The 12584-nt window shown below is 38.6% G+C and carries 11 protein-coding genes and 1 riboswitch; of the genes, 3 read left to right on the top strand and 8 right to left on the bottom strand.

What is annotated here, in order from left to right; genetic code table 11:
- Positions 1–89: 89 nt before the first annotated feature.
- The 3 genes from emrD to WAX86_RS07035 all read right to left on the bottom strand — a co-directional run bounded on the left by emrD (position 90) and on the right by WAX86_RS07035 (position 2811).
- Positions 90–1271: a multidrug efflux MFS transporter EmrD gene (gene emrD, locus WAX86_RS07045; RefSeq protein WP_065172189.1), complete on the bottom strand. Its 1182-nt coding sequence runs from the start codon at positions 1269–1271 to the stop codon at positions 90–92.
- Positions 1272–1648: 377 nt separating this feature from the next.
- Positions 1649–2248, bottom strand: a complete 600-nt coding sequence (ribA, locus tag WAX86_RS07040; protein WP_036763961.1) for a GTP cyclohydrolase II — start codon at positions 2246–2248, stop codon at positions 1649–1651.
- 227 nt (positions 2249–2475) lie between these two features.
- Positions 2476–2811 carry a hypothetical protein gene (locus WAX86_RS07035; protein ID WP_341489338.1) on the bottom strand — a complete coding sequence of 112 codons (336 nt, stop codon included), beginning with the start codon at positions 2809–2811 and terminating at the stop codon, positions 2476–2478.
- A 187-nt stretch (positions 2812–2998) separates the two neighbouring features.
- Positions 2999–3076: riboswitch (Fluoride riboswitch) on the top strand.
- Positions 3077–3308: 232 nt separating this feature from the next.
- On the opposite strand from WAX86_RS07035, the gene WAX86_RS07030 reads away from it, so the two are divergent.
- The 3 genes from WAX86_RS07030 to WAX86_RS07020 all read left to right on the top strand — a co-directional run bounded on the left by WAX86_RS07030 (position 3309) and on the right by WAX86_RS07020 (position 6242).
- Positions 3309–4001: an iron-sulfur cluster assembly scaffold protein gene (locus WAX86_RS07030; protein WP_068969281.1), complete on the top strand. Its 693-nt coding sequence runs from the start codon at positions 3309–3311 to the stop codon at positions 3999–4001.
- Positions 4002–4067: 66 nt separating this feature from the next.
- Positions 4068–5069 (top strand): GGGtGRT protein, encoded by a 1002-nt coding sequence (locus tag WAX86_RS07025; RefSeq protein WP_065172113.1) that lies wholly within the window; start codon positions 4068–4070, stop codon positions 5067–5069.
- Positions 5070–5336: 267 nt separating this feature from the next.
- Complete coding sequence (locus WAX86_RS07020; protein WP_005299625.1) at positions 5337–6242, top strand: manganese-dependent inorganic pyrophosphatase; 906 nt, start codon at positions 5337–5339, stop codon at positions 6240–6242.
- Between the two features lie 84 nt (positions 6243–6326).
- Here WAX86_RS07020 and WAX86_RS07015 read toward each other — a convergent pair whose 3' ends face one another.
- The 5 genes from WAX86_RS07015 to WAX86_RS06995 all read right to left on the bottom strand — a co-directional run bounded on the left by WAX86_RS07015 (position 6327) and on the right by WAX86_RS06995 (position 12289).
- Positions 6327–7550, bottom strand: coding sequence for a patatin family protein (locus WAX86_RS07015; protein WP_341489337.1), 1224 nt, complete (start codon positions 7548–7550; stop codon positions 6327–6329).
- A 708-nt stretch (positions 7551–8258) separates the two neighbouring features.
- Positions 8259–9833: a hypothetical protein gene (locus WAX86_RS07010; protein WP_341489336.1), complete on the bottom strand. Its 1575-nt coding sequence runs from the start codon at positions 9831–9833 to the stop codon at positions 8259–8261.
- Between the two features lies 1 nt (position 9834).
- A complete protein-coding gene (locus WAX86_RS07005; protein WP_341489335.1) occupies positions 9835–10872 on the bottom strand; it encodes a nucleoid-associated protein in 1038 nt (345 codons plus the stop codon).
- A 458-nt stretch (positions 10873–11330) separates the two neighbouring features.
- Positions 11331–11597, bottom strand: coding sequence for a hypothetical protein (locus WAX86_RS07000; protein WP_341489334.1), 267 nt, complete (start codon positions 11595–11597; stop codon positions 11331–11333).
- A 104-nt stretch (positions 11598–11701) separates the two neighbouring features.
- The gene (locus tag WAX86_RS06995; RefSeq protein ID WP_272468695.1) at positions 11702–12289 is read right to left on the bottom strand and encodes a poly-gamma-glutamate hydrolase family protein; all 588 of its coding nucleotides are present in this window, start codon (positions 12287–12289) and stop codon (positions 11702–11704) included.
- Positions 12290–12584: the final 295 nt, after the last annotated feature.

The following is a 12584-nucleotide window of genomic DNA, read 5'->3' as shown; positions in this document are numbered from 1 at the left end:
TTACAAAAACGGCGCAGAAGTTAAATTAACCTCTGCGCCGTTTTTTTATTGTATTTATTAGCGTGTTTATTGCTAACTAGTCATAACCATTAAGATGCCATAACTGGAGAATGGTGCTGACTGCGGCGAACCAAGAATAGGCTCACAATCACAATAATCGCCATAACCGATAGCACAGAACCTAAGCTAAATTGATCGCTAGCACGCATAAATGATGCTGCCAGTGTCGCAATACCTGCCCCTAGGTTTTGTAATCCACCAAGTACGGCACCTGCTGTACCTGCATGATTTGGGAAAGGCTCAATTGCTGCTGTGGTCGCAGATGGAAATAGAATACCTGCACCAAAGAAGTAAATGAAAGCACCACCAATTAGAGAAGTTACAGTCACCAAACCTTCAATACCTGGGATCAAAATGGTCACGGCTCCTAATGCCAATGCTGCCATACCAATATACAGTACACGTCGGTTGCCAATACGTCCCACCAGCATTGATGAGCACCATGCTCCCATCAAATAACCTGGTAATGGCACGATAAATAACCAGCTTACGGTTGTTGGATCCAGTTTTAATACACTACCCAATAATACACCTGCCGCAGCTTCAAATGCTGCGATACCAGCAAAGGTAGCGATTAAGCATAACACATAGCCTTGGAATTGACGGTTACTTAAAACGTAACGATAACTTGCCATTGCACTGTCAGTACGGCGTTTCTCAACAGGCAGAGTTTCACTAAACCAAGCCATCATCGCAATTGTGACAAATGCACCGAAGATCAAAAGAAAACCGTAGCTTGCTTTCCAACCCATATGCGTAGATAGGTATCCACCAAGAACAGGGGCAATCAATGGAGAGAAAATTACCCCCATACTGATTAAACTGTTCGCTTTGTGCAGTTCTGCGCCTTCATAGCAGTCACGAGTTACGGTTCGAGACATCGCACCACTACAACCTGTACCACAACCCTGAATAAAACTCGCCGCTAAAAACAGCTCAAAGCTTGAAGAAAATAGCGCAAGAACCGTACCAGCTAAGAAGATACTCATACCTGCAATCGTTACAGGTCGACGGCCAATTTTGTCTGAAATAGGCCCGTAAATAAATTGCGATAATCCATATGGGATCAAATACGCTGCCATCACCGCTTGTAAGTATGCCGACTTAGTCGCGAATGCTGCTGCCATTTCAGGTATTGCAGGCACATACATGGTTTGGGTCATCTGCCCAACTGCAACAAGAATAATTAAAAGAAATAGCAAACGAGCCATTTTTACTGAAGAAGATTGCTGAATCACAACCTGCGCCCTCAAAACAGAATAATATGTCGAAAATGGGTAAATTTTTGCGAATTACCGACCAATAACAGAATAAAATACTAGAGTAATAAATCTAATAAGGGATATAACCCAAAAGGTTGTTTATATTTAGCTTCATGCTCTAATTTAGAGCGAGATAGTAATGTTGTTTTGAGGTACTGGCAAGCTTATCAATCAAGATTCTTTGTTATGCAGACCATTAGATAAACTAATCTGAAAAACGATGCGGTAGAATCAAAATAAAACGCTTTAAAAACAATAGATAAACAAAAGCCCCAACATTTCTGCTGAGGCTTATAAATCGTGTTTTGTATAAGATAATTTACGGTTTATTTTACATCTAATCGATGATGACCGTGACTCACCTTAGCTTTAAGGTAATTTTCGTTACCATCTTTAATATGTGCTTTAGTACCAACAACTTCCGCGATCTTAATACCGTTTTCTTCTAACTCACGAATTTTCTTCGGGTTATTGGTAATTAAGCGAATTTCTTCTAAACCTAATGCCTTTAACATTTGCGCCGCTTCAGAGAAATCACGTAGATCATCTGGGAAACCTAAATGGTTGTTCGCTTCATAAGTATTCATGCCTTCGCTTTGTAGCTTATAAGCATCAATCTTATTATAAAGGCCAATACCGCGACCCTCTTGGCGTAAATACAATAATACGCCACCTAGCTCACCCATCTTAGTAATGGTTTCATCAAGCTGCTCACCACAGTCACAACGAGATGAATGGAAAACATCGCCAGTTAAACACTCAGAATGCATACGCACTAACGGTGGTTGAGATTGCTTATCTGCATCTCGAAAAATAATAGCAACGTGCTCTTTCCCTGACTCTAATCCATGAAAAGAAAGCAGATCGGCTGGGATATTACTTTGAAGGCCTACTTTAAAAGGCACTCGTGCTCTTACTGTTACCATTGTATACCTGAGTACTTCTAGGTGATTATTAAGCATAACCACAGGGTTTATTCGTGTTTGCGCAGTTTGGCTTATCTCGCATTCGAGATGGCATAGATATCAACCGCAATGCAAACTGATTTATGACAAGATAATAACGAAAATCACTTAACTAAAACAGCGTTAGTTTTTGGTCTTACCTTTTAGCCATGAATACTAATGTTATATTATAACACTTTCAACCTTATTTATTTTATGGGTTTATGAGAACTACTGGTTTCATCGCAAATACAAGCTGAATATAACGTAAACACAATTACCCCAGACATAATAGCGAACATTCGCTCCCAATCGCCTCCCATCGCAAGACGCATATTTAACATGCCATAGGTGGTATAAATCCAGAAGAAGGCTCCTGCAAATAAACCGATCTGCAATATTTTGGTGATAACCGTTTGTGATAACAGAAGTAAACCGGGTAATAAGGCTAAAACAATGCAAGCGCCAACATAACCAAATCGAAGTGCATGGGCCGCAAGCAACCAGAAGCTCAATGTTATCCATGTGCGGTGTAATTTGCTCATTAGCTTTCCTTCTACGTTGTTATTGTCTTTTTCTTCTTACTTTATAAGTTATATATTTTATACATGTTTATAGGCGGAGTAAAAACCATATTTGCAATCTTTAATTAAAAAAATATCAGGGTTCATAAATCCCTAAAAAGTGTATAGTTATTCCAGAAGCAAATTAATGCTGGTTAAGATAATATTGATCTTAACGGGAGATGATGTTCCTCCTTTAACCGCCTTTCTGATCTTTTTCTCTAAGGATGATGACGTCTAACAACAGTCGACTTTGATGGGTCGCGGATAGATCTATATTGAGTAAATAGCGTAAGAAATAACGTATTACTACTCTGTATAGATTGATGTTGTTGGAATAGATCTATCCATGCTCTCCGCCCCCTCAATGTTTTCGACAAATAAATTAAAAATCTAAGACTCAAAGTGATTCCTTACTCTGTTTTATTTCAGTTTTCTTTGAGTTTTAAGAATTAAAATTGTCACAGTGAGGCAAAGCAATGCAATATTCAGCAGAAGTTCAAAACATGTGTCCCCTATCTCGTGGTCCACAACACGAATCAGCTCCGATTCCTGTAGAAGGCCGCTGGGTAAACCCAAAAGATGTTATTGCGATTTCAGGTTTAAGCCACGGTGTTGGCACATGTGCGCCACAACAAGGTGCAGCAAAACTAACGCTTAACGTTAAAAATGGCATCATTGAAGAAGCATTGATTGAAACTATTGGCTGTTCAGGTATGACACACTCTGCAGCAATGGCTTCTGAATTAATTACAGGCAAAACCATTCTAGAAGCGCTAAACACCGACCTTGTTTGTGATGCTATCAACGTAGCAATGCGCGAAATTTTCCTACAGTTTGTTTATGGTCGTACTCAAACTGCCTTCTCTTTAGATGGTCTACCAATTGGTGCTGGTCTTGAAGATCTTGGTAAAGGCTTACGTAGCCAAGTAGGTACTCATTACGGTACTCGTGCAAAAGGTCCTCGTTATATGGAAATGGCCGAAGGTTATGTAACTAAAGTCGCGTTAGATGAAAATGAAGAAATCATCGGTTACCGCTTTGTTAACCTAGGTAAGATGATGGAATCTATCAGTAAAGGCGTTCCAGCTAATGAAGCAATGGAGCAAGCAACTGGTCAATATGGTCGTTTCGATGAAGCGGTTCGTACTATCGATCCACGTCACGAATAATCAGCCAAGCTGTTAACCATATATTTAATTACAACCTAATTTGCTAAATTTATTGAGGATTTTATCATGGCTGCATTGTTCGAAAGCTTTGATCGTCGTATCAACCAAATCACTCCAGTTCTAGAAAAATACGGTTTCGCATCACTAGAAGAAGCACGTCAGTTCGTTGAAGACAAGGGTGTTCGTGCCTACGATATCGTAAAAGAAACGCAACCTATCGCCTTTGAAAACGCATCATGGGCTTATGTACTAGGTGCTGCAATTGCTCTTAAAGAAGGCGCAAAAAACGCAGCTGAAGCCGCAGAATACCTAGGCCAAGGTCTACAAGCATTCTGTATTCCAGGTTCTGTAGCCGATCAACGTCAAGTAGGTTTAGGCCATGGTCGTTTAGGTGCTCGTCTACTTAGTGATGAAACTCAGTGCTTCTGCTTCCTAGCTGGTCACGAGTCTTACGCAGCAGCAGAAGGTGCGATCAAAATTGCACTAAACGCAAACAAAGTACGTAAAAACCCACTACGCGTAATCTTAAATGGTTTGGGTAAAGATGCGGCATACCTAATTGCTCGTATTAACGGCTTTAACTACGTTCAAACTCAGTTTAACTACTCTACTGGTGAACTAGAGATTGTTAATGAGCGTCGTTTCTCTAAAGGCCAACGTGGTGACATCAACTGCTATGGTGCAGATGATGTTCGTGAAGGTGTTGCAATTATGCATCGTGAAAATGTTGATATCTCAATTACAGGTAACTCAACTAACCCAACACGTTTCCAACACCCTGTTGCAGGTACTTACAAAAAAGAACGTCTTGAATCTGGTCTTGGTTACTTCTCTGTAGCATCTGGTGGCGGTACAGGTCGTACTCTTCACCCAGATAACGTAGCAGCAGGTCCAGCCTCTTACGGTATGACTGATACTATGGGTCGTATGCACTCAGATGCTCAATTTGCTGGTTCATCTTCTGTTCCTGCTCACGTAGAGATGATGGGACTTATCGGCATGGGTAACAACCCAATGGTTGGTGCTACTGTTGCGGTTGCAGTAGCGATTGAGCAAGCTCAAAAATAATAATCGCAATCATAAATAGCTTTATCTTCAACTAACGAAAAAGGTGCGGTTTTAATCAACTGCACCTTTATTTGTTTTTCTGAATTGTTATTTTTGAGAAATTCACTAAAATCACTCCATCCGATCATTTAGTGATATGAGTTTCCAGAAGATTTCAGGAACCCTACTCTACTCGTAAACAGTGAATGCCGTTTACCCATCCTAAGTGGTCAAGTTAGTCTAACACTACGATGCATCTCAATGTGTCGATGTCGTAAAGGAAACATCATGATCCAAGTAGTAGGTCACAAAAACCCAGATAGCGATAGCATCTGTTCAGCACTAGTATGTACAGCTCTTCTTAAAGCTCGTGGTCTTGAAGCTACAGCTATTCGTCAAGGTGAGCTAAACCGCGAAACTCAACACATCCTTGAGATTGCAGGCGTAGCAGCACCAGAACTACGTACTAGCGTTGCTGGCGAAAAAGTATGGCTAGTTGACTATTCAGATCTTGCTCAAGCTCCTGATGATCTAGCAGAAGCAGAAGTTGTAGGTATTGTTGACCACCACCGTCTAGGTGATGTAATGACAATTAACCCTCTAGAAGCTTGGATCTGGCCTGTAGGTTGTACTTGTACTGTACTATTCAACCTATTTAAGATTGAAGGTCACGAAATCACTCGTGAACTAGCACTTCTTATGATGTCTGCAATCCTATCTGATACAGTAGGTTTCGCTTCTCCAACTTGTACTCAAAAAGATAAAGATGCTGTTGCTGAGCTTGCAGCAATCGCAGGTATTGAAGATCTTGATGCATTCATCAAAGCACTTCTTATCGCTAAAACTGACATTGCAGGTCTAACTGCAGCACAACTTGTTGAAAAAGACCTTAAAGGCTACCCATTCAACGGTCGTGACGTTGTTGTTGGTCAGATCGAACTTGCAACTCTAGAGCAAGTTGAAGAGATGATCGAAGAGCTAGAAGCTGATCTACAGCGTCGTTGTGACGAAGAGAAGCTAGCAATGGCTGCTCTAATGCTAACAGACATCACAACTAGCACAACTCGCCTACTATACAAAGGTGAGTGGAATAATATCCTAGACCAACACGCTAACGACGGCATGCTAATGATGGAAAACACATTAAGCCGTAAGAAGCAGGGTTGGCCTTGGCTACAAGAAGTTCTAGCGTAATCTAGATTTCTTGTCTTGATAAAAAAGAAGAAGCATCCACTTGGGTGCTTCTTTTTTATTAAAGGGACAAATAACAGCGTTAAGTTAGGATGCTTTTGGTAAATCATCAGGCAACTTTAATACTGCGCTATAATGTTTAACGAACTCACGACCAATTAACTTACCCTGCCGATAATCCATTTCTAAATCATCTGCATTGCTGAGCAAAGCTCGACTTTTTAACTGAGCTTCTGGTGCTATCTGAATTACATCAAGCCCTGCTGGTGGCGACTCAATAAAATCATTCATGTCTTTGTAGGTTTCATAGTAGCGCGTTAACATTTCGATCACTTCGGCGCTGCGGCTATACCCTGCCAGTTTTAAAAAGCGTTCAATATTATCTTGAGTCAACCACCCTTTTTTATTAATTGATTCGGTGGCTTGAGTCACGTTCGCTTCAATCTCTAGCTCTTGATCGGTTTTATCCAAATCACGCCAAGGTAGCTCATTTTTCCACTGTGAAAATCGCTCGGAGATCTCACTGTGAAAAACCCGAAACTTATCTAATGACTCTTGTAAGTTAAGCTTTTCAACATATTCTGGCAGCTCTTGCTCTAGTCTATCTTTCCAGTCTTGAATTGCACTTTGCTCGCTTTCATCATCCAGTTCTATGTCTAACGATTCGGTACGAATAATCACAACCAGATCGGCCCCTTGACGCCAAGCTTCTTTAGCTGGAATTGCAGCACTTACACCGCCATCAACCCACTCTAAATCGCCAATATTAACGGGATGTTGATACAACACGGGGATCGCGCAACTGGCACGCAGAACATCTCGCCAGTTATCCTGGTACATGGGTAGATAAATATCTTGTAATGAGTCTTTTCTGGTGGCGCAGGCAAATGCTTTTCGTCCCACTAATGTTTTTTGTGCTTGGGAAAAATCCAATGCCATTGAACCATCGGGCGCAACAATATCCAGAGCCCAATCTAAATCCATAGAGCGTTGTTGGCTGAGGTATTTATAAAGACTAAAGAAGTTGTCTTGTGAGGTGTATTGAGTAATAAAATTATAGCCAAACATCTCTTGTCGGCTAATGAACGAAGAGAGATTTAAAGCTCCTGCTGATGTGCCAATATAAAGCTGGAAAGGATCAAAATTTGCCTCAAGGAAAGCATCCAGCACACCAGCGGTAAAAATGCCTCTTTGTCCTCCACCTTGTACAACCAACGCAATTTTTTGATATTTTTTGCCACAAAAATCTTCAGCAATTGGTTGCCAGAGCTCAGACTCTAATGTGGATAAAGTAAAAGGTAGATGATTCATGACAAATCCTCCGACAACAACAGATCATGGCGTGGATTATACTCAACTTACCTAAATAAAAATGAGCAGAGAGCCATAGTTTGTCATTGCTTCCCTGCCCAATTTGTTACGGCTTGTAAGAACGATTACGCATGTAAGGCAATAAGACCAAAAGCAACCAAATACGCAAAAGTAACACCAGTTGATAATAAAGCGAGTCTCAAACTAAATTCCATTCCTGTTCTCCCCTATGCGCCTTGATATTGTAACCATTTGTTAACATAAGTGTAGAATCAGATTGTGGGATTTGACAAAGAAAATGGCAATTTTTTGTTTTAGGTGTGGTTTTGTTGGGGTGATTGTTAATTTCGAATGCTACGAAATAAGTTACGTTAGGTGATATGGATTAATTAATATTAAACATATGGACTTTTAAATTTTTCTTAGTTTATTTGGTATATGGTTAGCGAATGTTCATTATTTACTGAGAGATATATGACACTTTATGTTTTGTTAAATGCTCAGGGTTTTCCTGAGCATTTAGATGATTTTTGGACAAAAATCCGTTAATGATTTTGCCAAATTAGCATTTAAAGCATTACTTGAAGTATTGCAAAACTTCTAATTGAGTGACCATATTAATTATACCTCTGCAGATGAACTTCTAATATCACCCATCCCCCCAAAGTCGGTGGTTTATGGACGACAATAAAAGCTCCGGAAGGAGCTTTATTCTGAGGGTTTCGCCAACTCAACAAGTTGCCTTTCGTGCGCATAGTTAACATTGGCAGTACTTTTTTCCTGTTGTTCTGTACCAATTACGATAGCGTCTCTTGGCTTATTAAGTTTCTTGTCCGGTTTTGGCTTGTTTTCAGTATTAGTAAGAGCTTCGGTTGTCTTTTGTGTGTCAGCAACGATAGAGTCCCAAAACGATAAAGGACTTTTTAGGCTGTACATTCCCCAAACAAAGAATAATAACGCTAGTAGGACTATTGCTGTTGACACATAAACTCGTCGTTGTTTCGCTTTAGATTCAACCAGAGATAGTGAATTACATTCCCTTATTCCATTAAGCTCTCCATCACCTATATAGTACGTATATCTATCAACCATTTCATTTAACTGAGTTCGCGCCAGCTCAGTATTTGACACTATTTCTTTGCGTATCCAATGAAGATTTAATAACCCTCCCAGAATGAAAATGGTAGATAAAGCGGCAATTTCAAAGTTAAACACGTTCTCTACTTTTCCTTTGTCTATACCTGTAAAGACAATAATCGTGAAAAAGTAAGAGAGTGTAAGTATTAGTACGTTTCTTGCCGAAGAGATACTGTCAGAAATCTTATCGCCAATTTTAGCTGTTGTTTCGTAAAGAAAGTCAGATAGTTTTGATGTTACTTCTACATATTGCTCAAAATTGTCAGTTATATAGACCTTATAGTTAGACTCCAAAATATCAAACACATAGCGTTTGAACGAGTCCCGAACATACTGATGCTGCGCGATTACGTGATTTATAATGCTAACTCGCGTTGGATGTCGTTCGTCGCAGTAACCCCACAAGTACATGTCGTAAATCACTTGTCCATAGCTATAATAAAACTCAATTTCTTCGTTCGCTAAGTCTAGTGTTTTGTCTCCATCGAATACGAAACTTAGCCTATCTAATGCACATTTTCGACATAACACAGCAAGTGATGCTAAAGTTCGAAGCTTAAGTATGTAATCAAATAACAAAGTGTCACTGAAAAACTTGGTATTGAGGTCACTCAAATACTCTACGTAGCAATTTTCGATATCAGTTACGTCATTTAGTGCACGTGTCTTGTTCGATAAGATATGGTTGTCACCACATGTGAACGAAATATCTGATATATTTTTATCAAAATTTACGTGCCTGATACTGTCATAGTTGTTCTTCAAAGTGGCTAGAATGTACTTAAATTGAAGCGTCATTTTTTTCGACGCCAGATACGCTATGAAGTGTTTACTTGAGTAGATTTGCAAGACGCGATTTGGGTTATCTTTTATTGCTACAAGCTTTACTGATACTTTGGACCTATCGGTTTCAATTTGAAATATCTCTGTAGTGCACGCCTCGACATTCGCAAGTGAATGATCATTAAGGGGAAAGGAATCTTCTTCTTCGCCAACATGAAAGACTGTCACATTACAGTTGGCTGAGTGATTTTTTGCACCCAGCACAATATCGGAAAAGCTACTAAAGTGACTTACCCAATCTTGTTCATCTAATGTTAACGTACAAGAAAAAGTACTCTCATCTTCAAAAAATTGAACGGACATCTTAATCGAGCTCTTTTCTATTGAACCGTCCTCGCGGAGAGTTGTTTTCAATCATTATGTAGTCTTTATCATTATGAGTGACTTCATAGATGATATCGTTAGTACTGCCTTGAATAATCAGAGTAACTCCCGCATTCACGGTAATAGTCTCTTTGATCTTCTTCTTAATATACGTTTTGTCAATTTCAAATGAACCGTCAAACTCTCTCGTTCTTTTCGCTTCACGCAGATTCGAAACAAAGTCTTCAACCGTAAATCCTTCGGTCAAAGGGGTGTAGGCGTCAATAGTCTCATCGATGAACTCATCAAAATTGAAAACTTCCTTAGTGTTGAAGTAAGAGTTGACACAGTCTTTTAAGCCAAAATAGTCGGCTTCAGATACTTTTTTTACTTTACTACGAAGCAAGCGACCAACTAAGTCAAAAACTTCCTTAGTATTGGTTTCGTTATTGCGCTGCGGTGTCGCATCTAAAAAATCGGTATGCCAAAAAAACGAAATAGCGCCATTTTTGTCCGTTAAGTAAATCGCATCTTGAAAAGACTCATCCTGATTGATGTTTACCAAACAAGATTTCAGAATCGCTTTATCTTCAGGTAGGCCTGATTTAAGTTTGTATGTTTTCTCTTCAAAATACTTCTTGAAGTCAAGCTTCGTAAGTAGGTAGCAATGCCGTTGGTCTGTTTTTAGTTTCACGATGATAAATGAACCATCCGATGTTTTGAAACGAGATTTCTCTTCTGCTTCATAAAGGTGATCGGCAATATTGGTTGAGTGTAAATCAGGATCACTCAAGAGCGAGCTAAGTTCTGACTCCACATAAGCTTCCTCATTAAAAGTGTAAGCTCGAGAAGAGTTACTATTCATCGTCTCTTGAGAAAGTTTGATAAGAAACGATAGTAAGTCGGCGTTTTGAGATAAATCGATATCACTTTTTTTATAGCCAACCCCATGCTCCAAGTCGTATATACGCAACGTCTCAATTGGGTTTTCTTGGGGTATTTCTGACTCGGTAGTTGATACCACAATATCTTCATTCATAAATCAATGCCCTGAAAATTTTTGGTAGAATTTAGCAGAATATGATATCTAAAACATCGTAAATTTATGTGCTTAGTGACATAGCCATTGTTTTTATATGGAGGTCGTAAGATTCATCTAGAGACTTTCAAACTGTATTGCTTGACGGGATACTGGCTGCAAACGCTGACTAGATTTACAGCTGGAACTACTATCTAAATGGATAACTTTTAGTAGGGCAAATGAACTTCAATAAGAGCCTGAATGAGTGTTTACTCTACCTTAAGTCGGGGCATTTCTGAGCTAGCCATGATAGCTAACTCGTTATTGGACAAAACTTTGTTAGATAGCCAGCTCTATTCAGGCTGGTTGATATTAGGAAAAGTATTGGTAACTTCTTCACAAAGTACCTTTAGGGTACAAAAAGACCGCCACTGTGGGCGGTCATTTAACAATAATTCTATTTATGTACACTAGATTTAATTATCTTCAGTAGAAGCTTCATTGCGCTTCACTGTAAATAACCCTCCAGCAAAACCAATGATGGAAAAAAACAAATTTGATATAAGTCCTACCTCTATTTTATCTGCCGCAAACATCAATGAGGCTATAATACATACTAATAATATTAAGAAAGTACTCGTTGAAAATCGTCCAAACCCTTTAGTTTTCGTTATTAAGAAACCCAACAACGCGACCATTCCAACCAAAAAAATAAGAATAATTAACCATCCATCAACATTCATTTTATGCACCAATTAATCCAAAGTTCTCGAATACTATTTATCTAATAAAAAACGTTATAGTTTTTAGTTAATGATTTGATTCTGTTAGTTCTGTTTTATATTTTTTAAACGAAACATGAAGATAGTCCTTCTCTTACAGCAGAAGTGAATCTTGTCATCACTTCACTACTACTGTGTAACTTTTCACGCAATTTATAAGTTAATTCTAACTGTACTCCGTTATACTTACTGCGATTACAAATATTATTTATATTTGTTCCTTGTAGATGTGCAGATTTGTGTATTTCAACTAAAAATTCATTTTGCGTTAAAGTTCTTGTTATCTCCTCTCGAAGATTCTTATTCATACCTCCAATATATACAATTTCTTTCTCTGTATTTCTTTCTCCATGAATAGCTACGATATAATCACTACTACTTGCTATTTCTAATGCTTTAGGTTCATCAAAACATGTGCTTGTAATATGTAACATCTTGTAATTATTTTGAAATTTCTTTCCTTCAAAAATGTAATAAGAATAATTATTACCAGCAAGAGCTAAAGCAATTTCACTTGTCCATTTTTCAATTTTTCCGCCATGAGGAGCCATAATTAAAACATTAGAATCTCTCTTCTCTCGTATGATTGTAAAATCACGGCCTTCAACTTCATGTGCACTAAGTTCATCAAAAGAGCTATATGTGTCAACCATTACATTAATTCTAAATTTAGTTAAAAACAGTGGATAGCATTTTGTTCTATGTGAACTTTAATGTGAATATATTTATTATACATACAGGAAAATTTTTGCTTTTTTGCCTCTATTTAACGTAATGTATCTTTCACGAACTTCGTGATCGAAGCTCAAGACAATTGTACAATAAAGCATGCATTTTCATAATAAAAATCATATAAAACAAGTACAAATTTGACATTATAATTTTGTTAAAGATATTGCTGATTTCAGAATGTTCAATATGGGCGGTGTTTGTGAATTAGAGCACCAA

This window comes from Photobacterium damselae subsp. damselae (assembly GCF_038086725.1).
In the GTDB taxonomy this organism is placed as follows: Bacteria; Pseudomonadota; Gammaproteobacteria; order Enterobacterales; family Vibrionaceae; genus Photobacterium; species Photobacterium damselae.
This window is presented reverse-complemented; position numbering and strand designations above follow the sequence as displayed.